The following is a 22,654-nucleotide window of genomic DNA, read 5'->3' on the forward strand; positions in this document are numbered from 1 at the left end:
GATATCCGCGGCCTGGACAACGACGTACTCGCCCCGTTGATCGTCACCGGCTTCCACTCCGGCCGCAGTCACAAGCCCGCCCCCGGTGAGAAGATCGCAAACCGGTTCTCGCTGTCGGACGGGCACGGGCCGAGCACGGCTTCGCCCACCTCAAGAACTGGCGGACCCTTACCAGGCTGCGCACCGATCCCGCCCGCGCCACTCAGCTCCTGCGCGCTCCGCTCGTCCTGACGAACCTCGAAGTCAACCGCTGAGCGGGTGGTCTGTCTCGACGAACGGTGTGGTCAGGTGGTGGGCGGCCGCACGTCGTGCCGGATCCATACATTGGGCTCGACATAGACGGCTTGGTCATGTGCGATGTCGCAGCGCACCGGGACGAGAGCGCCTGGTACGTCGATGTCACCGCTGCTGTTGAAGGGCAGGCCGGTCCACTGGCGCCACTGGGACAGTGAGCCGCTGACCGTCATCGATGCCGGGGCGACCTTCTGGATGCTGCCGCCGGCCTTGACGTGTACTCGGAGCCAGGGGTCGGTCGGAAATCCGTCGGCGCCCTGTCGTCGGATGTAGTCGGCCATGGTGACGCGCGGTTCGCGGTGCTTGGCTGTGGGACGGACCGGGGCCAACAGCACGTTGTGGCCCTGCCGGCCGGCGGCGTCCTGCAGCGCGGCCAGCATCCTGTAGGACAGGCCGCGGCCGAGATAGTCGGTGTCCACCGTGATCTCCAACGCACTGACCGTTGTCGGTGCGTTCCCGTGGCTCTGGTCGCGGAACGCCCAGACGAGTACCTGATCCCAGCCCTTGTCCGGCATCTCCTCACGGCCGTCAAGCTCTGCGTTGAACGGCACGCTCAGCCCGCGGGCGACGACACGGTCACCGTCCGTGGCCACCACGCAGTACCGAGGGAAGTCCTCCACCACCCGGCCCAGCAAGGCTTCCCCTGCCGGATCGTGCGGTATGAAGGCAGGCCACGTCTCAGCGATCTCGTAAATACGGGACAGCAACGACGGACGCTCGGCAAGAGTGGTCATCACAATGCTGTCTATCTCTGTCACGGCCGGGACACTGCCACGGGAAGATCCCCCTGGCCAGCGGGTTTCCCGTAGCCGCCTGCTGAGGCCTGCCAGGCGTGCGCCCCGCACTTCCCGCCTGCGGACGCGTCCGCCCGCGCCTGGGGCGAACGGTGACGTCGCGCGGCACGGCGGACGCGGGCGCGCTGTCGGTGGAGTGCGCCCTGGCAGGACGGGCCGGGTACGAGGACGCGTGCGGCGCCTGCCGCCGGCTGCGGGACGTACTGCTGCCGCACAGCCCGGGACTGCTGCTGGAGCGCCGGTGCGGCTGCGGCTGTCATCGCCGGGCCGGGGAGAGCGATCGGTGAACTGCGGAACCGGCTCGAACCGGGCGCCTCCCGCATCAGGCTGCGCACCTACCGCGTGAACCGGGACGGGCTGGGGTGCGGGCCCGGCCCGGATTCTCGTCGCAGGCGTCCGCAGGGCTGGCCGCAGGCGCCGCGTTGCTCGGGCTGGGCTGCTTCGTCCTTGCGCGCCGGAGCCGATTCAGCCGGACGTTCCGGTCACGTCACCACGGCACCTCCCCCGCGTCCTCGAAGAACCCGCCCGTCGGGCCGTCGTCCGGCAGCGTCGCGAGGTGGATGGCGATCGCCGCGCCCTGTTCCGGGGTGCGGACGCCGCGGAAGCCGTTGAGGTCGGTGGCGCAGTAGCCGGGGCAGGCGGCGTTGATCAGGATGTTCGTGTCGTGCAGCTCCCTGGCGTACTGGACGGTGACCGCGTTGAGGAACGTCTTCGAGGGCGCGTAGGCAACGGCGATCGGGCCCGTCTCGGTGCCGGGAGTGGTCTGCCGGGTGAGGGAGCCGACGCTGCTGGACATGTTCACGATCCGCGGCGACACCGATCGGCGCAGCAAAGGCAGCATCGCGTTGGTGACGCGGATGACGCCGATCACGTTCGTCTCCACGGCCGCCCGCACCGTGTCGAGGTCGACCGTGGTGGGCGTCTGCGGCATGCCGCCGGTGATCCCGGCGTTGTTGACGAGCACGTCCAGGCGTCCGGCGCGGTCCTCCAGCAGCTCGGCGGCGGCGACCACGCTCGCGTCGTCGGTCACGTCGAGCGGTACGCCGAACGCGTCCACGCCGGCCGCGTGCAGCTTCGCCACGGCGGACTCGCACCGTTCCTCGTTCCGGGCGGCGACACCGACCCTCCAGCCGAGGGCACCCAGCCCGGCCGCGATCTCGTAGCCGATTCCCTTGTTCGCGCCGGTCACCAGCGCGATCGTCTGTTCGCTCATGCGGTCAATCCTGTCCGGGCAGGGCGGGAGCAGGCCAACACCGATCGGGTGGGCAGCGATACCGCACGGGTATCGATCCCGTTCCCTCTCGGTACCCTTGTGGCGTGGAGACGCGTGAGCTGCGGTACTTCGTCGCCGTCGCCGAGGAACTGCACTTCGGGAGGGCCGCACAGCGGCTCGGGATCGCACAGCCCCCGCTGTCGCGGACGATCCGCCAACTCGAACGGCGCCTCGGGGCGGATTTGCTGGAACGCACCAGCCGCACGGTCACGCTGACCGAGGCCGGATCGGTGCTCCTGCGGGAGGCCCGCGCGGCACTGGACGCGGTCGAGGCCGCCGAGCGGCGCACCCGGCGTGCCGCCCTCGCCGCGGGCGGCCAGGCCGGCGTGGTCCTCGCCTCGAAGGCCGGCGCGTCCAGCGAACTGCTGGCGAAACTGCTCGACACATACGCCGCCGAGCCCGATGCGGCCCCCGTCGAGGTGCTCCTGTGCGGAATCGGCGAGCAGGAACGACTGCTGCGCGACGGCCGGGCCGACGTGGCTCTGCTGCACCTGCCGTTCGACGCGACGGCAGGGCTCGACACCGAAGAGCTCTGCACGGAACGACAGGTCGTGATCCTGCCGGCCGGGCATCCCCTCACCACCCGGCCCCATGTGCAGATGGCCGACGTCCGCGAGTTGCCCGACCTGCCGATGCCGCGCTGGCCCGGCCGGGACGGCAAGTACCCCGACGGCCCCGGTCCGCAGGCCCGGGACCATGCCCAGTTGTACCAGCTGATCGCGCTCGGCCGCGCCTGCTGGATCGCGCCGGAGTCGAGCCGGGCCCAGCTGCGCGACGACGTCGTCGCCGTGCCGGTTCTGGATGCGCCGAAGGTCACGACGGTCATCGCCTGGCCACCGCACAGCCGCTCCCGGGCCGTCGCGGGCCTCGTCCGGACCGCCACCCGGCTCTAGCAGAGTCCTGGGGACCGCAGGCCCTCTCAGCCGTCGACCCCCACCTCCACCCGGGCCCCCACCCTGACCCCCCACCCCGCCATCGCCCCGGCCTCCGACTCCAGCACATGCCGCGAGCGGGGCCGGGGCAGCCCCAACCGCCAGGGCTTCATGGTGACCACGGCGACGACGGTCAGGTCGCGGTCGAGGTAGGCGACGTCGATGGGCATCCGCATCCGGAACGTGTGCACGCTGTTGGCGGGGGAGAGCAGCATCGCCCCGTCGACCGAGTCCCGCCCCAACAACCCCTTCGTACGGGCGCGGTAGGAGGTGGCGATCTCCAGCGGAACGGCGACGGCGCCCGTCCCTCCACCCCCTGTCCGAACGATCAACTTCCCTGGCCCGTCCGCCCACTGCCGCCCCATCCCGAGGCCCCCTCCCACTGCCGCCGTCCGCTGCCTGGAACCGAAGGTATCCGCTCGGCACGGCGGTAGGCCCTCCATGGGCCCGGGGACCCGTGCCGTGCGGCCCGCGCCGGGCATAGGGTCCCGCCGTGCGCACACTCCTCACCCTCGTGGCGGCCCTGTGGGGCGCGGGAGCGGGCCTGCTCCTGCCCCGCGCCGCCCACCGCTTCTCGGTCGACCCGGACCAGCCGTGGAGCGACCGCTGCCCCGCAGGCCACCGGATCACGGGCGCCTTCTCCGGCTGGCTGGGCAGGGCGGACTGCCGACAGACCGAAAGTGCAAAGGGGACAAGGGTGTGCGGTCCGTACGGCCCAAGCTCGGTGGCCGTCTCCACGACAACCGCCCTCGCCTGTACGGCCCTTGCCGCCGCGGCCGGGCGCCACCCCGAGACGGCGGTCTGGGTGCTCCTCACCCCCGTCGCGGTCCTGCTGACCCTCGTCGACCACCGCGTCCACCGCCTGCCCGACGTCCTGACGCTGCCGCTGGCCGCCACGACCGCGGCCCTCCTGGGCATCGCCGCCGCACTCCCCTCCGCCACGGGCTCCTGGCCCACGGCCCTCCTCGGTGGTCCGGCCCTGGGCTCCGCCTACCTCGTCCTCTTCCTCGTCCACCCGTCCGGCATGGGCTTCGGCGACGTGAAACTCGCCCTCGCCCTCGGCACGGCCCTCGGCTGGTACGGCTGGCAGATCCTGCTGACGGGGGCCTTCGCGGGCCTCCTCTACGGCTCGGTGTACGGCTTCGGGATGGTTCTCGCACGCCGCGCGGGCCGCAAGTCCGCCATTCCGCTCGGCCCGTTCATGATCGGCGGGGCGTTCACGGGGCTGCTGCTGGGCGCCGTCGCGGCGGCCTGACGGCGCGCACTCCGCACACCGAAGGCTGCGGTGCACAAAGGAGTTGTTCTGTTCGTCCCCGCCCGGATAGGAAGAAGCCATGACTGGACTCGGTGCCGTGTTCCGCCCCCAACTGCCTCCCGAGCGTCTCAGGGACGTCGCCCGCCTCGCGGACGAGAGCGGCCTGGAGGAGCTCTGGCTCTGGGAGGACTGCTTCAGGGAGGGCGGGATCTCCACCGCCGCTGCCGCCCTGGCCTGGACCGAGCGGCTGCGGGTGGGCGTCGGGCTGCTGCCCGTGCCGCTGCGCAACGTCGCCATCACCGCCATGGAGACCGCCGCGCTGCACCGGATGTTCCCGGGGCGCCCGGTCGTCGCTGTCGGGCACGGGGTGCAGGACTGGATGGGGCAGGTCGGGGCGCGGGTCGAGTCGCCCGTCACGCTGCTCCGTGAGCACCTGGTCGCGCTGCGGGCCCTGCTGGGCGGTGAACGGGTGACGACCGAGGGGCGCTACGTCCGGCTCGACGACGTCGCGCTCGACTGGCCGCCCGCCGGGCCCGTGCCCGTGCTGGCCGGCGCCACCGGGCCGCGTTCGCTGCGACTGGCGGGGGAGGCGGCTGACGGCACCATCCTCACCGCGTCGACCACGGCCGACGGCGTACGGCGGGCCCGTCGGCTCATCGACGAGGGCCGGGAGTCCGCCGGCCGGACCGATCCGCACGAGGTGGTCGTGTACCTCCTCACCGCCACCGGCCCCGACGCCGCCGCCCGGCTCCGCGCCGAACTGGCCGAGGAGGGGCTGGAGTCGGTCACGGACCTCGGGGCCGCCGGAGACGCCGGTGCCGTGGCCAAGGCCGTACAACGGCTGGCGGACGCAGGCGCCGACAGGGTGATCCTGCAGCCGACGGGCGACGAGCCAGACCCCGAGGGCTTCGTACGGTTCGCGGCGCAAGAGGTCAGGCCGCTGGTCCCGTGACCGGGCCGCGCCCTCTGAAGGGGCGCGGGCTGCACCGGCATGCGGCTCCGCCGCGCCCCCACCTCTGACAGGACAGATCCCTCATGCCCCACGCAGAACCCCGCACCTTCGAGGACCTCCTCGCCGAAGGCATCGCCGTACCCACCGAAGGCTGGGACTTCTCCTGGTTCAAGGGCCGCGCCACGGAGCAGCGGCCCTCCTGGGGCTACGCCGTCTCCCTGGCAGGCCACCTCGCGGCGGCCACCGCCGCCCTGGACATCCAGACCGGCGGAGGCGAGGTCCTGCACTTCGCCCTCGGCCGGGCCGAGAAGACCCCGGCGCTCACCGCCGCGACCGAGGGCTGGCCGCCGAACGCCGCCAAGGCCACCTCCCTGCTCCGCCCCCACGGCACCGTGGTGGTCGCCGTCCCCGAGGACGCCCCGCTCCCCTTCGCGGACGGCGCCTTCGACCTCATCAGCAGCCGACACCCGGTGACCCCGCACTGGACGGAGATCGCCCGCGTCCTGGAGCCCGGCGGCACCTACTTCGCCCAGCACGTCGGCCCGAAGAGCGTCTTCGAACTCGTCGAGTACTTCCTCGGCCCCCAGCCAGAGGAGTCCCGCAGCACCCGCCACCCCGACCACGAACGCGCCGCCGCCGAAGCCGCAGGCCTGGAGGTCGTCGACCTGCGCGCCGAACGGCTCCGCGTCGAGTTCCACGACATCGCAGCCGTCGTCCACTTCCTCCGCAAGGTGATCTGGATGGTCCCGGACTTCACGGTCGAGGCGTACGAGGGCCGGCTCCGCGCCCTGTACGAGCAGATCGAGGCCGAGGGCCCGTTCGTCGCGCACAGCACCCGCCACCTCTTCGAGGCCCGCAAGCCGCACCACCGGTGAACCCTATGCGTGCGCTCCCGCCGCCACCTCCCCGATCACCAACTCCGCCGCCGCCTCCAGTACTTCGCCGACCCGCTCCACCTGCTCGCCCAGCTCCCGCTCCTGCCGCGCCGTCAGCCGCCCGAGCGACTCCACCGTGACGGTCGTACGACGTCCTCGGCGCCGCTGGTGCCACACCCCCGCCACCACACCGTCCACCAGCAGCACCGGATAGTTGCCCGCCTGGCCGCCCGCCAGCGCACGTCCGTACGCGGCCCCCGGGAACAGCAGCTCCCGGGGCTGCGCGGCGATGCCGTACGCGTCGAAGTACGGCAACAGCCGGACCCCGGGCAGCCGCCCTTTCGGGAACTCCGTGTCGCCCGCCACGACCCAGCACCCCCTCGCCCCCTCGAAGACGACCTCCTCGATCTCCCCCGCCCCGGCGAGCGCGCCGAACAGCTTGGCGGCCCAGCCCCCGGGCGCCGCCAGCCACTTGGCGAAGTTCTGCGGGGTCGCCGGGCCGTATGCGCGCAGGTAACGGCGTACCAGCTCGCGCACCGCCTCGTCCGGCGGCAGTGGAGCGAAGTGCGGCGGGCGGGTGTACGTCACCTTGCGGCCCCGGTTCGGGCCGAAGCACAGGGCGCCGGACTGGCCGGCGCGGTGCAGCACCTGCCGCCAGCGCGGCCACAGGCCCTGGAACGCGGGCATCACCCGGTCCCCGGCCCAGGAACCGGTACGGGCGACGACCTCCTCGCTCAGCTCGTCGATGGTCAGGGACACGCCTTCCAGGGCGTCCGCGATCGCCGCCACGATCTGCCGTGCCTGCTCCTCGGTGACCCGTACACCCGGTGCGAACGGGCCGGCGGTGGACGGTACGGCGGGCAAGGCCGAGCACCACAGGGGCAGTTCGCGCGCGGGCAGCAGATGTACGGTCCCGCGCGGGCCGTGCGTCTTCACCAGCGTCCGCTCGTCCCACAGCGCGGCGCGCACCGCTGCCCGGGTCGTCCCGGCCGTCCGCACCCCCACCGACACCTCGGCCGCCGACAGCACCTGCGCATGCGCGGCGAGCATCGCGTCGACCACATCGGCGACCGCCGTGCCCGGCTCGGCAGGGTTGGCCAGGAACTGCCGTTCCAGTCGGCGCGCGCTCGCCTCGTTCCAGCTGATCCTCAGGGTCATGGGACGACCGTAGGACCCAAGGAGGTCAGTCTCTGTCCTGGATCGACGTCCGGTGTGCGGATGCGGGCGGTTTCCACATCGTTATGCCCGCGAGTCGGTTCCAGTCCCATGGGTCACGTAAGTTCAGACCAAGGTAATTCGCGTGAGCAAAGCTGCGCGGCGGCACCGCGCGGTGGAGGGGGCTGCGCGGTGCCGTATCCACGTCAAATCGGCGTTCGCGGGCCGGGTCACCCGGCTGGGGGAAGCGAGGGAAAACTCGCCGAACAGGGTCCAAGACGCGGCAAACCCTCCGGATCACTCCGCTTTCCGCACGTTTCCCCTGGAAATCCGCTGTGATCCGGCCATGAGCCCGCCATGAAAGTGCCTCTCCATGGCCATCGGCGCGTCGCCGTTCGAATTCGGAGAGTAGTTGTGGCACGCCGATGCACCCAGCAGCACTTACGAAGGGTTATGGTGGAAACCCCCCCTCGGGCCGGTCCGTCTCCCCCCCACGGACCGGCCCGTTTTCTGTGCGCCCCACCACCCCTTGGGAGAGCCGTGGTGGAGCCGGGGGTAGGCTTCGCCATCGGGGGACCGCCATACGGACAGGATCGCCCTCCATACTCCTGGGCCGCGCCTGTCCGATCCGTACGGAGGGGCTGACAATCACGTGAACCTGCGCGACAAGCTGCGCGGCCTGCTGGTCAGGCTGTACGCACGCCGGGTGGAAGGCCACCTGGACCACGCTCAGGTGCCCAAGCACATCGGCGTCATCATGGACGGCAACCGACGCTGGGCGAAGGCCGCCGGCTCCTCCACCGAGCACGGCCACCGGGCCGGTGCCGAGAAGATCGAGGAGTTCCTCGGCTGGTGCAGCGAGACGGACGTCGAGGTCGTCACCCTCTGGCTGCTGTCGACGGACAACTTCGACCGGCCACAGGAAGAGCTCGGCCCGCTCCTCGGGATCATCGAGGACGTCGTGAAGACCCTCGCCGCCGACGGCCGCTGGCGGGTGCACCACGTCGGCACCCCCGACCTGCTCCCGCCGCAGATGCAGACCACCCTGAAGGAGGCCGAGGAGGCCACCGCCGGCACCGACGGGATACTGGTCAACGTCGCCATCGGATACGGCGGCCGCCAGGAGATCGCCGACGCGGTGCGCTCGATGCTCCTCGACGCCCAGGACAAGGGCACCTCGATGGAGGACCTCGCCGAGGCCGTCGACGTCGACATGATCGGCCGTCACCTCTACACCGGCGCCCAGCCCGACCCCGACCTGGTGATCCGTACCAGCGGTGAGCAGAGGTTGTCCGGATTCATGCTCTGGCAGACCGCGCACTCGGAGTACTACTTCTGCGAGGTCTTCTGGCCGGCCTTCCGCAAGGTCGACTTCCTGCGCGCCCTGCGTGACTACGCGGCGCGACACCGGCGTTACGGCGGCTGACACGCCGTAACGTCCGAAGAGGGCGCGAGTACCCCGATTTGGGGCACATGTAACGAGGAGTTCACCAGGGCGCCGTCATATGCGTCGGCATGGTGACGCATGTTCGAGGGCATAAGCCAGTCAGGTCGATGCCCGAACCACGGGTGTCGGATCTCAGCGGGCGGCACGGGGCCGTCCGCCCGGGAGGCCCTTTGCACCAGCCCGACCGTGCGGTTCCAGCACGGAAGAACAGGCGGAGGGCCGGTTTTCGGCCCGTGCATCGCGGCCGTCGACCGGCCCAGCTCCACTCCGTCGCTCCCCGACCTCATCCGAGGGGGTACGTCCTTCCGTGGTGACCAGCACAAAGCGCCATAAGCCAGACCGGCGCACCTATGTTCTCGACACCAGCGTCCTGCTGGCCGACCCGAACGCCCTGAGCCGCTTCGACGAGCACGAGGTAGTGCTCCCCATCGTCGTGGTCACGGAGCTGGAGGCCAAGCGGCACCATCCCGAGCTCGGCTACTTCGCCCGGCAGGCCCTCAGGCTGCTCGACGAGTTCCGGGTACGGCACGGCCGCCTGGATGGCCCCATCCCGATCGGGGAACTCGGCGGCACCGTACGTGTCGAGCTCAATCACTCGGACCCCAGCGTGCTGCCGACCGGCTACCGCCTGGGGGACAACGACTCCCGCATCCTCGCGGTCGCCCGCAATCTGCAGGCCGAGGGGTTCGACGTCACCGTCGTGTCGAAGGACCTGCCGCTCAGGATCAAGGCCTCGTCCGTCGGTCTCCTCGCCGAGGAGTACCGCGCCGAACTCGCCATCACGGATTCCTCCGGCTGGACCGGAATGTCCGAACTGACCCTGCCCGGCGAGCAGGTGGACCTCCTCTTCGAGGAAGGGCATGTGTATGTGCCCGAAGCGTCCGACCTTCCCGTGCACACAGGGCTGACCATCCAGTCGGAGCGCGGCAAGGCGCTCGGCCGGGTCACCGCCGAGGGCAACGTCCGCCTGGTGCGCGGCGACCGGGAGGCCTTCGGCATCAAGGGCAGGAGCGCGGAGCAGCGGATCGCGCTCGATCTGCTCCTCGACCCGGACGTCGGGATCGTGTCCATGGGCGGCCGGGCCGGCACCGGCAAGTCGGCGCTCGCGCTGTGCGCGGGACTCGAGGCGGTGCTGGAGCGGCGCCAGCACCAGAAGGTGATGGTCTTCCGTCCGCTGTACGCGGTCGGCGGGCAGGAACTCGGCTATCTCCCCGGCTCCGAGGCCGAGAAGATGAGCCCCTGGGCGCAGGCGGTCTTCGACACGCTGTCCGCGGTCACCAGCCGCGAGGTCATCGAAGAGGTCACCGCACGCGGAATGCTGGAGGTCCTTCCGCTCACCCACATCCGCGGACGCTCGCTGCACGACGCCTTCGTGATCGTGGACGAGGCGCAGTCACTGGAACGGAATGTACTGCTGACCGTTCTGTCCCGAATCGGCGCCAACTCACGGGTGGTTCTCACCCATGACGTGGCACAGCGGGACAATCTGCGCGTCGGTCGCTACGACGGTGTCGTCGCCGTGGTCGAGAAGCTGAAGGGGCATCCGCTCTTCGCGCATGTGACGCTGACCAGGTCCGAGAGGTCCCAGATCGCGGCGCTTGTGACCGAAATGCTCGAAGACGGGCAGATCTGAGACAGACCGCCAAGTCGGCGGTGGTTCAAGGTCGGTTGGCGCCGTCCCGCAAAGGCTGTGAGCCTAGTGGGGCGGCGCCTTCGCGTGTTGCTGTTTCTCAAAATCCCTGGGGTCAAACGGGATGTGAGCTTTCACACGCAACTCAGAATTGCCACCCGGCGTCCGGTTACGGCAGAGTCTCACTCCTGTCAGGCCCCGCATACGACACATCTGTACCCCCAGCGGTACGGCACCACATGAGCACCACAGCTAACTCCACAGCGTCGTCGTATGCCGCCCGAGCACCATGCGGCGCTCCCCTCGCGGGAGTTGCCCACCGGGCCCGCGCCTCCCGTGACCCCGTAGTTGGGAGGCCAGAGTCAGGGGCACGATTGCGTCCGCCAGGGTCACCGAAGCGGGCGATGCTGGAAGGAAACCGTGTGAGCCGGATTTCGGTCCGGGGATTCGCAGTGGCCTCGGCCACCGCGGTCACCGCCGTCGGAAGCGTTGTCGGAGTTGCCTCGGGCAGCACCGCCGTGCCCAACGACGCCGAGGCGACGGCAAGCGACGCGACGCTCCTGGCGGACATACCCGCGGGCCAGCAGGCCCAGGTCCAGACCGCCTCCCTGACGCAGCAGGCCGACGCCCAGGCGATCCAGGCCGACGCGAGCGCCAAGAAGGACGCCGAGGAGGCCGCCCGCAAGGCTGCCGCCGACACCGCCATCGCCAAGAAGGCAGCGGCGGAGAAGGCTGCCAAGGAGGCCAAGGACCGCGCCGCGACCCAGGAGAAGGCCAGCCGCAGCAGCGCCGGTGACTTCCCGATCCAGAGCTCGTACTCCGTCGCCGAGATCCAGGCGATGGCACGGCAGATGGTGCCCGGCAACCAGTTCCAGTGCTTCAGCTACATAGTGGACCACGAGTCCAGCTGGAACTACCGCGCGGTCAACGCCTCCTCAGGCGCCTACGGCCTCTTCCAGGCGCTGCCCGCCTCGAAGTACTCCTCGGCCGGCTCCGACTGGCAGACCAACCCGGCCACGCAGATCAAGTGGGGCCTGAACTACATGAACGATCGCTACGGCAGCCCGTGCGCGGCGCAGTCCTTCTGGGCCGCGAACCACTGGTACTAGGCCCGGAGCGGAGCCGCCGAGACCCAAGGTCTCGCCTCTCAACCTTCCACAGCCCCTCCCCGTCATAGGGGGAGGGGCTGTTGCCCTGTACGGTCGATGCGACGACTCCAGGGGGGAGTGGTGTGGAGCACCCGGGGACGCGGGGGAAGAGGACGGATCATGTCGCGAGTGCCAGGGTGGCTCGGCCGTATCGGTGCCGGTCTGACCGAGGTGAGTGAGCGGTTGGACGAGCGCCGCGCCGAGGTGGAGCGGGAGAGCGCCGGGGACGACGTCCCGCGCCCGCCCCGCAAGGCCGCCGCTCAGGCTCCGCCGCCCCCCGACCACGCGGTCGAGGCGCCGCCGCCCGCGCCCGTCGTGCGCCCCGACCCCGTGCAGGCCGTGCCGTGGAGCGTGCGCGTCGCCGCCGAGGCCGGCTGGCGGCTGCTGGTGCTCGCCGGCACGGTCTGGGTGCTGATGCGGGTCATCAGCGCCGTACAACTCGTCGTCTTCGCCTTCGTCGTCGCCCTGCTCATCACGGCGCTGCTGCAGCCGACGGTGGCCCGCCTCAAGAGTTACGGCGTCCCGCGCGGCCCCGCCACCGCCCTCACCGCGATCCTCGGCTTCGTCGTGATGGGGCTGCTGGGCTGGTTCGTGACCTGGCAGATCATGGAGAACATCGACAACCTCTCCAACCAGATCCAGAACGGCATCGACGACCTGCGCAACTGGCTGTTGAAGAGCCCCTTCCACGTCACCGACAAGCAGATCAACCAGATCGCCAAGAACCTGCGCGAGGCGGTCGGCGCGAACACCGACCAGATCACGTCCTTCGGTCTGGAAGGCGTCCAGGTCGTCGTCGAGGCACTCACCGGCATCCTGCTGACCTTCTTCTCGACTCTCTTCCTCCTCTACGACGGCCGGCGCATCTGGGAGTGGACGCTGAAGCTGGTGCCGGCTGCGGCCCGACCCGGTGTCGCGGGCGCGGGCCCGCGGGCCTGGCGCACGCTGACCGCCTATGTGCGCGGCACGGTGCTGGTGGCCCTGATCGACGCCATCTTCATCGGCCTGGGCATCTACTTCCTCAACGTCCCCATGGCCGTCCCGCTGGCCGTGTTCATCTTCCTGTTCTCCTTCATCCCGCTGGTCGGCGCGGTGGCCTCCGGCGCGCTGGCGGTGGTCGTCGCACTGGTCACCCAGGGCGTGTTCACGGCGGTGATGACGCTCCTCGTGGTCCTCGCAGTCCAGCAGATCGAGGGCCACATCCTGCAGCCCTTCATCCTCGGCCGCGCGGTACGCGTCCATCCCCTCGCGGTGGTCCTGTCGGTCGCGGCGGGCGGCATGGTCGCCGGAATCGGCGGCGCGGTGGTCGCCGTACCGCTGGTGGCGGTGACGAACACGGCGGTGGGGTATCTGCGGGCATACTCCGCGGGACTGGCCGATGCCGGTCAGTCGCCTTCAGCCCGTCCGGCGTTTGAGGACGAGGCCGTTCAGGCCGAAGGGGGGTCTGGGGGCACAGCCCCCGGCGACGTCACCGAAAACACCGGCACCTGACATCCACCGCTCGATCAAATCTGCACCGAACAAAGCGATTTGAACGAGCCCCCGGCTCAACTTCCGTCACCTGAAGACAGCTCGGAAACCTGCACCCGGAATATGCGTTCGGACTGATACACCTTCCCGCGTGATGTCGGGCTACGACCTGCTGGCGCGGACCCTCGCCGCCTGTGGGCGGGATGAGTGGACCGGTGTCCTGCGCGTGTCCGGGGCACCCGGCGGCGTCCTGCACCTCAGGGACGGGCTCGTCGTCGCCGCCGAGTCGCCCGGGGCGCCGGGCCCCGAGACGCTGCTGCTGCGGTCCGGGCGGGTGGACGGCGAGCAGTGGGCCGCGCTGGTCCGGGAGGCCGGGGGCGCACGCTGGCCCGCGGCCGGGCTGATCGCCCACGGGTACGCCGGTGCCGCCCAGCTCAGGGTGGTGTGCGTGATGGCGCTGCAGGACGCGGCGTTCGCGATCCTCGCGGGCCGCGTCGACTTCTGCGAGCGCGCCGCGGACGGCGCCGAACCGCCCGCCCCGGTCGCCGTGGGCGAGCCGCCCGCCCGGCTCCTGGAGGACGCGGCCCGCAAACTCGCCGCCCTCGCGGCCCTGCCCCGGCCCGTCCACCCCGATCGTGAACGGCCCGTCCCCGCCCCGCACTCCGGCGGCCCGCTCACTGCGCTGCAACGCGCACTCCTCGACCACGCCGACGGCCGCCGTACCGCCCGCGACCTGGCCTTCCGTGCCGGGCGCGGCGTCTACACCGTCACCGTCGAGGTCGCGCGGATGCTCGGCGAGGGACTGCTGGAATGCCCCGCCGTGCCCGCGCCCATCCCGGTGCGTGCACCCCCCGAGGGCGTCCGCCTCCGCACCCCGCCACCGCCCGCACCACCTCCGCCGCAACCGCCGACACCCGTCGACCTGCCCCGACGCAGACCGGGCGGCTTCTTCCGCCTGCGGAACGGAACCCCGAAATGAATCAGCCGAGAAGCCGCGAGACATCAGAAACACGAAGAGAAATAGGGGAGTTGAGCATATGGATCACGAAGCTCTGGCGCTCGAAATGCGCGGCCTCCGGGAGCAGATGGCCGGGATCACCGACACCGCGGTCGCGGCGGCCGACGGACTGCTGATCGCCGCCGACACCGCCGACTCCATCGACCCGGAAGGCCTCGCCGCCCTCGCCGCGGCCGGCCTCGGCCTCGCCCGCCGCACCGCCCAGGCGACCGCCCGCGGCACGCTGCGCCGGACCGTGACGTACGGCAGCCACGGCTGTGCCGCCTTCTACGCCGTCGGTGACACCGCCCTGATGGTCGTGCTGGGCGACGAGGGCATGGACGTCGACCGCCTGCACCGGGTGACGCAGCCCGCCCTGGACCGCATCGGCTCGATCCTCATGCACCAGAACAAGACCGCAGAAGGAGTCTGAAGGGATGGCGACGAAGCGTATGACCCCAGGTTTCTCCGACCAGGTGATGGGCCTGGTCAAGTCCCTCCGTACCGACGCCCCCGACTGTGTCGCCTCGGGCGTCGTCGACATGTCCACCGGCATGCTGCTGTCGTACGAGACCGTCGACAACCACCCGCCGGAGGTCCTCGACCTGCTGGCCGGCGCGACCCTCGACCTGTTCCAGGGACGTACGGTCGTGATGATCGAGGACGTCTTCAAGGAGCGCCGCGGGATCCAGAGCGACAACCACTTCTTCCAGGAGATCCTGGTAAACAGCGAGAACCTCACACACCTGTTCGTGCGCATGAACGAGCAGCAGGACGTCGTCGCCGTCGTGGTCTGCCGCAAGTCGGTCAATGTGGGGATGCTGTTCGCGCAGGTACGGCGGGTGGTGCGGGAATACGGCCTGTGAACGGGCAGGGCCCCCTCCCCGTGCCGGGGAGGGGGCCCTGGGCCGGGCTACTCGGTGCGCAGCCCGTCCGGGCGCATCAGCCGCAGCAGCGGGGGCAGGCTGAGCAGGGTCACGGCGAGGACGACACCCGCGCCGATGGCCGTCATCGACAGCACGCTCGCCCAGTCCACGGTCACCGTCTCGCCGGTCATCCGCAGCAGCACCGCGCCCAGCGTCAGCCCGACCACCGACGCGAGCAGCAGGCCCAGCGCGATCGGGATCGCCGTCTGCCACAGCACCGACAGGCTCAGCGTGCGGCGCCGGGTGCCGAAGGCGACCAGCGAGGACAGCAGCTTCTTGCGCTCCCGCAGCTGCTCCAGCTGGGAGACCAGCAGGCTCGCGCCGATCAGCAGCAGGACACAGGTCGCGCCGACGAACAGGCCGTTGCGGATGGCGCGGAACTGCAGGTCCACATTGCCGGAGGTCAGGGTGTACACGTCCGCCAGCGGATCCAGTCGCGCGGCGGTGTTGCGCGCGTACTCGCGGACGTCCGGCACCGAGGGATCCAGCGCGACGAACACCTCCTGGTTCAGGCCGGCCACCGTCGCTGCGGGCAGCGCGCCCGAGGTGAACAGCAGGCCGCCGCGCTCGTAGCCGGTCGGGTCCTCGCGCTGGGAGGCCGTCTTGATCCCGGCGGGAACCTTCCAGGCCGCGGTGCGGGTCTCGGTCCCGCCGTCGAACCAGAGGGTGGTGCCCGGCTTGGCGAGCTTCTTGGTGTCGCCGTCGTACCCGGTGCCGAGGATCTGGAAGACGTCGCCTTCCCGGCAGGACGGCAGCTGCGCCACCTCGCGCAGTTCCCTGCAGCTGCCGACGGCGACCTCCGTCGAGTTCTGCGGGTCCTTCGCCTTGTCCCCGGCCGAGCCCGTGGCCAGGCCCAGCGCACTGCGTACGCCCTTGGTGTGCGCGAGCTGCCCGCGGACCTGGTCCGGGGCGACCCGGCCCTGCACGTGCACCTGGAGCTGGGCCCGGCGCAGATCGCTGTCGGTGGCCTTGACGTAGTCGTGCTGGACGCCCGAGAACAGCATCTGCAGCGCGATCGCGCCGGCCACCGCGACCGCGATGCCGTTGACCATGCGGGCCGCCGATCCGCTGCTCAACTGCAGCCTGCGGACGGCCAGCTGCCAGGAGACCGAGCCGGAGTTCAGCCGGGCCACCGTGGCCTCGACGATCCACGGCAGCAGCGCGGTGACACCGATCAGCAGCAGCACGGTGCCGCTGATCACCATCCACTGGTTGAAGTTCCCGTGGTTGTTGCCCTGCCCGACCATCGGGTACAGCAGCGCGAGACCGCCCAGCGGCAGCAGCAGCCGCCACCACAGCCGGCGGCGCGGCGGCTTCGCCGTACGGACCACGCCGAGCGGTTCGATGACCACCCCGCGCAGCGCGAACAGCGTGACCACAACGGCGGCGGCCGGCACGGCGACGGCGACGAGCGCGACGAGGAGGGGCGAGGGGTTGAGATCGCTGGGGAACACACTGATGTCCCGCACCACCAGCAGCCCCGCCGACTGCCGCCCGGCCAGGAAGAAGAAGGTGCCGAGGACGAGCCCGAGCAGCGCCCCCGCGAGCGCCTCGCCGCCCGCGACCCGGCGCGCCATCCGGCCGTCCGCCCCGACCAGCCTGAGCGCCGCCAGCCGACGGTCGCGCCGCTCGCCGCCGAAGCGCACGGCAGCCGCGATGAACACGCCGACGGGCAGCAGCAGCACCACGAAGATGATCATGATGAGGAGGAGCAGGACCGGGTCGAGCTCGTTCTGCTGGTGCCCGGGGGAGGGGCCGAAGTAGTTGATCCGCTCGACGGAGCCGCCCGACAGATGGCGCTCCAGCCCGGTCGCCCCCGCGTAGTAGGCGAGTTCGGCGGGCCCGATGACCCCGGAGTGCCCGATCGTCCCGACGACGCGATAGGGCAGCCGCTCGCGCAGCAGCTTGCCGGAACCGGACTTCAGCAGCTCCTGCAGCGCGGGCGAGACGACCATCTCGCCCTTGCCGGGGAACTTCGCGACGCCCGGCGGCAACGGCGCCTGCACGCCCTCGGGCTCCAGCAGCCGACCCCGCACGTCCGTACTGCGGAAGGTCGTGTCGGCCCTGCCGATGATCAGCGTGTCGGCCTTCTTCGGCAGCACCTTCCCGCTGTATGTGAAGTCGTCCCGGGCGGTGCTGCGCTTGTCCCGCGCGGACAGGGCGCTGGGTATCGCCGTGGTGAGCAGCAGCAACGCCACCCCGAGCCCGACGCCGACGGCCGTCAGCAGGGCCCGGGTCCACCCCTCGCGCCCACCGGCGAAGGCGAACCGCACCCCCATGGCCAGATCCCTGGCCCACTGCCCCCGCAGCTTCATACGATGCGCTCCATGTCCCGGGACCTGCCGTCGCGTACGACGATCTCGCGGTCCGAGTACGCGGCCACCCGGGCCTCGTGCGTGACGAGGACGACGGCAGCGTTGGTGGACCGGGCGGCATCCGTCAGCAGGTCCATCACGCGCTCGCCGTTGAGCGAGTCGAGCGCGCCGGTGGGCTCGTCCGCGAACAGCACACGGGGGCTGGTGACCAGCGCCCGCGCGACGGCGACGCGCTGGCCCTGACCACCGGAGACCTCGCCGGGCCGCTTCTTCGCGAGGTCGTCGACCTCCAGTCGCTCCATCCACGTCAGCGCGGTCCGCTCGGCCTCCTTGCGGGAGGTGCCGTTCAGCCTGAGCGGCAGGGCGACGTTCTCTACGCAGGTCAGCTCAGGTACGAGCTGGCCGAACTGGAACACGAACCCGAACTCGGAGCGCCTGAGCGCACTGCGCTCCGCATCGCTCATGGTCGCCATCTCGCGCCCGGCGTACAGGATCGACCCCGAGTCGGGCGTCACGATCCCCGCGAGACAGTGCAGCAGCGTCGACTTGCCGGACCCGGAGGGGCCCATCACGGCGACGACCTCACCGGGGTGGATGGAGAACTCGGCGCCGTCGAGCGCGGTGGTCGGCCCGTACGACTTGCACAGTTCGTCGGCGACGAGCAGAGAACCTGCGGGAGTCACTTGGCCACCACCTCCGCGAGCTTGTCGAGGCGCGCGGCGGTGAGCTCCAGCCAGCGCAGGTCGGCCTCGAGATGGAACAGGGCGTGGTCGCAGATGAGCTGGTCGGCCAGGTCCCCCTTCCGCTTCCGGTCGGTGAGGATCCGCATCATCCGCAGGTGCTCGGAGCGCTGCGTGTCGAGGATGTCGGCCGCGTTGCGGTGGGTGAGCAGTGCGAGGACGACCTTGGTGTACAGCGTGGACTGCAGATACGGCTCGGGCGCCTCCGGCGTCGCGAGCCACCGCTCCACGTCGGTGATCCCGGCGTCGGTGATCGCGTACCGCTTGCGCTCGGGCCCGCCGCCCGCCTCGATGCCGTCGACCTCGACGAGCCCGTTCTTCAGCAGGCGGGACATCGTCGAGTAGACCTGGCCGTAGTGCAGCGGCCGGTCGTGACCGAACTTCTCGTCGAAGGCCCGCTTCAGGTCGTAGCCGTGGCGGGGCCCGGACTCCAGGAGTCCTAGAAGGGTGTGACCGATGGACATGTCCACGACTCTACATGTGGTGTATACGCCTCGTGTATACGCCCAGTGTTTAGGTCATGGCGTGGTGTACAGCTGACTCACAGCTCCGCAGGTGGGAGCCCATTGTCATGGTTGTGCAACAAGCCCGTACGGCGTTTGAGGACGAGGCCGTTCAGGCCGACGGGGGTCTGGGAGCGGAGTCCCCGGGCGGCCGCCCGCGACGGGGGATCGGCCCCGCCTCCCCGGGCAGCCTCCCCGCCTCCGCGAGAGCGCGCCGCAACAAGAACTCGATCTGGGCGTTCGCAGAACGCAGTTCGTCGCCGGCCCACCGGGCGAGGGCCTCGTAGACGGACGGGTCCAGCCGCAACAGCACCTGCTTGCGCTGCTGCGGCCGACGCCGGGGCGAAGCCCCCTCGGAAGGATCCGTCACTGGTAGAGGGTCCCGGTGTTGAGCACGGGCTGCGGGGCGCGGTCCCCGCACAGCACCACCATCAGGTTGGACACCATCGCAGCCTTCCGCTCCTCGTCCAGTTCCACGATGTCCTGCTCGGCGATCCGGGCGAGCGCGGCCTCGACCATCCCCACCGCTCCGTCCACGATCTGCCGCCGGGCCGCGACGACCGCCCCGGCCTGCTGCCGCTGCAGCATCGCCGAGGCGATCTCGGGAGCGTACGCGAGATGCGTGAAGCGCGACTCGATGATCTGCACCCCGGCCGCCTCCACGCGCGCGTGCAGCTCGGCGGCGAGCTTCTCGGTGATCTCCTCCGCGTTGCCGCGCAGCGAAAGGCCGCCCTCGTCATGGGCGTCGTAGGGGTATTCAATGGCGATGTGGCGCACGGCCGCCTCGGTCTGCGTGGCGACGAACTCCAGGTAGTTGTCCACCTCGAAGGTGGCCTGCGCGGTGTCCCGCACCTTCCAGACCACGACCGCGGCGAGCTCGATGGGGTTGCCGTAGGCGTCATTGACCTTGAGGACGGCGGTCTCGTGGTTGCGCACCCGCGTGGAGATCCTCGTGCGCGAGGTGAAGGGGTTCACCCAGCGCAGGCCGTCCTGCCGGATCGTCCCCCGGTAGCGCCCGAAGAGCTGGACGACCCGCGCCTCGCCCGGTGCCACGGTGTTGAGGCCGCGCAGCGAGATCAGCGCGGCGACGAGGACGACGGCGCCGCCGGCCGCGAAGGCGGGGTTTGCCTGCGCGGCCGCGAACAGAACGCCGGCGACCAGGAGTCCGAGCAGCCCGAGCAGCAGCGCGAGCGCGCCACCGATGCTGTGCGCGGTGAACTCGCGGACGCGGGGCGCGGGCATCTCCGGTATGTCGGCCTCGGGAGCGTTGTCGTGTATGGGCATGGGTGGTCCCCCGTTGTCGTGGTGCGGTCCGGTTGTGGCGCCTTCAGGCGAAAGCACTCACCTAGCTAAGTGATATCACTTTACCCGTCAGAGGCAACCCTGAACCCCTCTCGGCCGTCGGTTCCATCGGGGCGGGTGCTGATTGTCACGTCCGCAAAAGAGCGGATCCACCGGCCTTTGTCACATCTCCCTTGTTAGCTTTCTGAGCTGACCTGTGCGGGCGAACCTGTGTGACAAATGAGCACACATGAACGAAGCGGAGCGGAACGGACCCATGGGACGAGCGGAAGAGAGACGAGCGCGACAGCGTGGTGGCCGCCGCGCGGCGCCCCCGACGCGCTCGTCCGGTACGGCGGGGCCGGCTGACCTCTCCGGGCCCGAGCCCACCGTCATAGGCGGCCGTGCCGCGGCGCGCAGGGCCGCCAAGGGCAAGGCGGGCCGCGGCAAGGCGGGCAAGGGCAACGGCAAGGAGGGCAAGAGCTTCATACGCCGGCTCTTCACCTGGAAGAAGATCGTCGGGACCTTCTTCGTGCTCTGTCTGCTCGGCATGGGCGCTTTCGTCGCGCTGTACATGATGATCAGCGTCCCCGACGGCGGCAACCCCGACGCGACGCTGCAGAGCAACGTCTACAAGTACAGCGACGGCTCGCTGCTGACGCGCGACGGTGAGAAGAACCGCGAGATCGTCGACCTGTCCAAGGTGCCCAAGGACGTCCAGCACACCTTCGTCGCCGCCGAGAACAAGACCTTCTACCAGGACAACGGCGTCGACCTCAGGGGCACCGCCCGAGGCATCCTCAACACGCTCTCCGGCAAGGGCGCGCAGGGCGGTTCGACGATCACCCAGCAGTACGTCAAGAACTACTACCTGACGCAGAACCAGACCGTCACGCGCAAGCTGAAGGAACTGGTCATCTCGCTGAAGCTGGACCGCACGAAGACCAAGGACTTCATCCTCGCCGGCTACATCAACACCAGCTACTACGGTCGCGGCGCGTACGGCATCCAGGCCGCCGCGCAGGCCTACTACCACGTCGACGCCCAGAAGCTCTCCGTCGAGCAGGGCGCCTACCTCGCCGCCCTCCTCCAGGCGCCCAACCAGTACGACTGGGCGATCGCGACCGACACCGGCAAGAAGCTGGTGCAGGCCCGCTGGAACTACGTCCTCGACAACATGGTCGAGAAGAACTGGCTGGACAAGACCAAGCGTGCGGCCATGAAGTTCCCGATCCCCAAGGCCCCCAAGGCCGCGCCCGGCATGGGCGGCCAGACCGGCTACCTGGTGGACGCGGCCAACAACCAGCTGGCCAAGCGGCTGGTGACCCAGGGCACCGCCGACAACTACAACGACGCCATGACGATGGTGAAGGCCGGCGGCTGGACCATCACGCTCAACATCGACAAGAAGAAGCAGGCGGCGCTGGAGAAGGCCGCCAAGTCGCAGCTGACCAGCAAGCTCGACCCGAAGAAGCGCTCGGTGGACGGTGAGGTCCAGGCGGGTGCCGCGTCCGTGGACCCGAAGACGGGCGCGGTCGTGGCGATGTACGGCGGGCAGGACTACTACAAGCACTACCGCAACAACGCGACCCGCACGGACTACCAGCCCGCGTCGACGTTCAAGCCGGTGATCCTCGCCGCCGCCCTGGACGAGGCCGCCCAGACGCAGAAGGGCCAGGCCATCGGCGCGAACACGATCTACGACGGCACCAACAAGCGCCCGGTCGTGGACAGCAACGGCAACAAGGTCGGCTTCGCCCCCTCGAACGAGGACGACCAGAGCTACGGCCCCATCACCGTCCAGACGGCGATGAACCAGTCCGTCAACTCCGTCTTCGCGCAGATGGGCGTGGACGTCGGCATGGCCAAGGTGCTCAAGGTCGCCGGCCAGCTCGGCATGGACACGGCCGGCCTCAATCCGGTGCCCGCGCAGACCCTCGGCACCATGGGCGCGAGCCCGCTGCAGATGGCAGGGGTCTACGCGACCCTCGACAACCACGGCAAGCAGGTCACCCCGACCATCCTCAAGTCCGTGGAGAACAGCAGGCATTCGGTGACCCTGCCGAGCCCGATCGGCGACCAGGTCATCAGTCGCGAGGCCGCCGACACGGTCACCTCGGTGCTGACGGGCGTGGTCGACGACGGTACGGCCAAGACGTCGGTGCAGCAGAACGCCAACCGCGACGGCCGCAAGGTCGCCGGCAAGACGGGTACGTCCGACGAGAACCGTTCCGCCTGGTTCAGCGGCTTCACGCCCGACCTGGTCACCTCGGTGGGCCTGTTCGGCGAGTCCAAGAGCGGCGCCCAGGTCTCGATGTACCACGCGGGCGGACTGCCCCGCGTCAACGGTGGCACCTTCCCGGCGCAGATCTGGGCGGCGTACACCTTCGGCGTCTCCGCCACGGGCCTCACGTTCGACCTGAACACCACACAGGGTGCCGCGGTCCAGCCGTCCTGGACGCCGTCGCCCACGCTGTCGCCCAGCCGGACGCCCAGCTCGTCGCCGACGACCAAGAAGCCGAGCCAGACGCCGACGCAGACCCCCACGCGGACGCCGACGCAGACCCCCACGGGGACGCCGACGCAGACCCCCACGCAGACGCCGACCACGACCCCGACGGCCCCGACGGACCCGCTCAACCCGAACACTCAGTAGCAGCGGCCGAA

The 22,654-nt window shown here is 70.4% G+C and carries 22 protein-coding genes; 13 read left to right on the forward strand and 9 right to left on the reverse strand.

Features of this window, described 5'->3' with window-relative positions; all coding sequences use genetic code 11:
• Positions 1-284: 284 nt before the first annotated feature.
• Positions 285-1,052, reverse strand: a complete 768-nt coding sequence (locus AB0N07_RS19105; RefSeq protein ID WP_365836398.1) for an N-acetyltransferase — start codon at positions 1,050-1,052, stop codon at positions 285-287.
• Between the two features lie 128 nt (positions 1,053-1,180).
• Between AB0N07_RS19105 and AB0N07_RS19110 the strand changes: the two genes are divergently transcribed.
• Positions 1,181-1,375: a hypothetical protein gene (locus AB0N07_RS19110; protein WP_365836400.1), complete on the forward strand. Its 195-nt coding sequence runs from the start codon at positions 1,181-1,183 to the stop codon at positions 1,373-1,375.
• A gap of 200 nt (positions 1,376-1,575) precedes the next feature.
• Here the strand turns inward: AB0N07_RS19110 and AB0N07_RS19115 are convergent, their stop codons facing one another.
• Positions 1,576-2,301: an SDR family oxidoreductase gene (locus AB0N07_RS19115; RefSeq protein WP_365836402.1), complete on the reverse strand. Its 726-nt coding sequence runs from the start codon at positions 2,299-2,301 to the stop codon at positions 1,576-1,578.
• 104 nt (positions 2,302-2,405) lie between these two features.
• On the opposite strand from AB0N07_RS19115, the gene AB0N07_RS19120 reads away from it, so the two are divergent.
• Positions 2,406-3,254, forward strand: a complete 849-nt coding sequence (locus AB0N07_RS19120) for a LysR family transcriptional regulator (protein ID WP_365836404.1) — start codon at positions 2,406-2,408, stop codon at positions 3,252-3,254.
• 26 nt (positions 3,255-3,280) lie between these two features.
• Here AB0N07_RS19120 and AB0N07_RS19125 read toward each other — a convergent pair whose 3' ends face one another.
• Positions 3,281-3,658, reverse strand: a complete 378-nt coding sequence (locus tag AB0N07_RS19125; protein WP_365836406.1) for a DUF192 domain-containing protein — start codon at positions 3,656-3,658, stop codon at positions 3,281-3,283.
• Positions 3,659-3,786: 128 nt separating this feature from the next.
• On the opposite strand from AB0N07_RS19125, the gene AB0N07_RS19130 reads away from it, so the two are divergent.
• The 3 genes from AB0N07_RS19130 (at position 3,787) to AB0N07_RS19140 (ending at position 6,375) form a co-directional block, all read left to right on the forward strand.
• On the forward strand, positions 3,787-4,548 hold the full coding sequence (locus tag AB0N07_RS19130) for an A24 family peptidase (RefSeq protein WP_365836408.1): 762 nt from the start codon (positions 3,787-3,789) through the stop codon (positions 4,546-4,548).
• Positions 4,549-4,627: 79 nt separating this feature from the next.
• Positions 4,628-5,500, forward strand: a complete 873-nt coding sequence (locus AB0N07_RS19135) for an LLM class flavin-dependent oxidoreductase (protein ID WP_365836410.1) — start codon at positions 4,628-4,630, stop codon at positions 5,498-5,500.
• An 83-nt stretch (positions 5,501-5,583) separates the two neighbouring features.
• Positions 5,584-6,375, forward strand: a complete 792-nt coding sequence (locus AB0N07_RS19140) for a methyltransferase domain-containing protein (protein ID WP_365836412.1) — start codon at positions 5,584-5,586, stop codon at positions 6,373-6,375.
• A 3-nt stretch (positions 6,376-6,378) separates the two neighbouring features.
• Here AB0N07_RS19140 and AB0N07_RS19145 read toward each other — a convergent pair whose 3' ends face one another.
• Entirely contained in the window at positions 6,379-7,533 is a 1,155-nt protein-coding gene (locus AB0N07_RS19145; protein WP_365836414.1) for a winged helix DNA-binding domain-containing protein, read from the reverse strand.
• A 649-nt stretch (positions 7,534-8,182) separates the two neighbouring features.
• Between AB0N07_RS19145 and AB0N07_RS19150 the strand changes: the two genes are divergently transcribed.
• The 7 genes from AB0N07_RS19150 to AB0N07_RS19180 all read left to right on the forward strand — a co-directional run bounded on the left by AB0N07_RS19150 (position 8,183) and on the right by AB0N07_RS19180 (position 15,088).
• A complete protein-coding gene (locus tag AB0N07_RS19150) occupies positions 8,183-8,956 on the forward strand; it encodes an isoprenyl transferase (protein WP_365836416.1) in 774 nt (257 codons plus the stop codon).
• Between the two features lie 328 nt (positions 8,957-9,284).
• The gene (locus tag AB0N07_RS19155; protein ID WP_365836418.1) at positions 9,285-10,610 is read left to right on the forward strand and encodes a PhoH family protein; all 1,326 of its coding nucleotides are present in this window, start codon (positions 9,285-9,287) and stop codon (positions 10,608-10,610) included.
• Positions 10,611-11,029: 419 nt separating this feature from the next.
• Positions 11,030-11,716 carry a transglycosylase SLT domain-containing protein gene (locus AB0N07_RS19160; RefSeq protein WP_365836420.1) on the forward strand — a complete coding sequence of 229 codons (687 nt, stop codon included), beginning with the start codon at positions 11,030-11,032 and terminating at the stop codon, positions 11,714-11,716.
• A 159-nt stretch (positions 11,717-11,875) separates the two neighbouring features.
• Complete coding sequence (locus AB0N07_RS19165; RefSeq protein WP_365836422.1) at positions 11,876-13,246, forward strand: AI-2E family transporter; 1,371 nt, start codon at positions 11,876-11,878, stop codon at positions 13,244-13,246.
• Between the two features lie 133 nt (positions 13,247-13,379).
• On the forward strand, positions 13,380-14,204 hold the full coding sequence (locus tag AB0N07_RS19170) for a MarR family transcriptional regulator (RefSeq protein WP_365836424.1): 825 nt from the start codon (positions 13,380-13,382) through the stop codon (positions 14,202-14,204).
• A gap of 58 nt (positions 14,205-14,262) precedes the next feature.
• A complete protein-coding gene (locus AB0N07_RS19175) occupies positions 14,263-14,655 on the forward strand; it encodes a roadblock/LC7 domain-containing protein (protein ID WP_365836426.1) in 393 nt (130 codons plus the stop codon).
• Positions 14,656-14,659: 4 nt separating this feature from the next.
• Complete coding sequence (locus AB0N07_RS19180; RefSeq protein ID WP_351462188.1) at positions 14,660-15,088, forward strand: hypothetical protein; 429 nt, start codon at positions 14,660-14,662, stop codon at positions 15,086-15,088.
• Positions 15,089-15,135: 47 nt separating this feature from the next.
• On the opposite strand, the gene AB0N07_RS19185 is transcribed toward AB0N07_RS19180, so the two are convergent.
• The 5 genes from AB0N07_RS19185 to AB0N07_RS19205 form a co-directional block, all read right to left on the reverse strand.
• Entirely contained in the window at positions 15,136-17,463 is a 2,328-nt protein-coding gene (locus AB0N07_RS19185; protein ID WP_365836428.1) for an FtsX-like permease family protein, read from the reverse strand.
• The gene (locus AB0N07_RS19190; RefSeq protein ID WP_365836430.1) at positions 17,460-18,146 is read right to left on the reverse strand and encodes an ABC transporter ATP-binding protein; all 687 of its coding nucleotides are present in this window, start codon (positions 18,144-18,146) and stop codon (positions 17,460-17,462) included. The genes AB0N07_RS19185 and AB0N07_RS19190 overlap by 4 nt, the downstream gene beginning before the upstream one ends.
• Positions 18,143-18,667: a PadR family transcriptional regulator gene (locus tag AB0N07_RS19195; RefSeq protein WP_365836432.1), complete on the reverse strand. Its 525-nt coding sequence runs from the start codon at positions 18,665-18,667 to the stop codon at positions 18,143-18,145. The genes AB0N07_RS19190 and AB0N07_RS19195 overlap by 4 nt, the downstream gene beginning before the upstream one ends.
• A gap of 151 nt (positions 18,668-18,818) precedes the next feature.
• Positions 18,819-19,076 carry a hypothetical protein gene (locus AB0N07_RS19200; RefSeq protein ID WP_365836434.1) on the reverse strand — a complete coding sequence of 86 codons (258 nt, stop codon included), beginning with the start codon at positions 19,074-19,076 and terminating at the stop codon, positions 18,819-18,821.
• Positions 19,073-19,990: an SPFH domain-containing protein gene (locus AB0N07_RS19205; RefSeq protein WP_365836436.1), complete on the reverse strand. Its 918-nt coding sequence runs from the start codon at positions 19,988-19,990 to the stop codon at positions 19,073-19,075. The genes AB0N07_RS19200 and AB0N07_RS19205 overlap by 4 nt, the downstream gene beginning before the upstream one ends.
• A gap of 274 nt (positions 19,991-20,264) precedes the next feature.
• On the opposite strand from AB0N07_RS19205, the gene AB0N07_RS19210 reads away from it, so the two are divergent.
• Positions 20,265-22,643 carry a transglycosylase domain-containing protein gene (locus AB0N07_RS19210; RefSeq protein ID WP_365836438.1) on the forward strand — a complete coding sequence of 793 codons (2,379 nt, stop codon included), beginning with the start codon at positions 20,265-20,267 and terminating at the stop codon, positions 22,641-22,643.
• The last annotated feature ends 11 nt before the right edge of the window (positions 22,644-22,654 follow it).

The sequence above is a fragment of the Streptomyces sp. NPDC051172 genome (assembly GCF_040682555.1).
Lineage (GTDB): Bacteria > Actinomycetota > Actinomycetes > Streptomycetales > Streptomycetaceae > Streptomyces.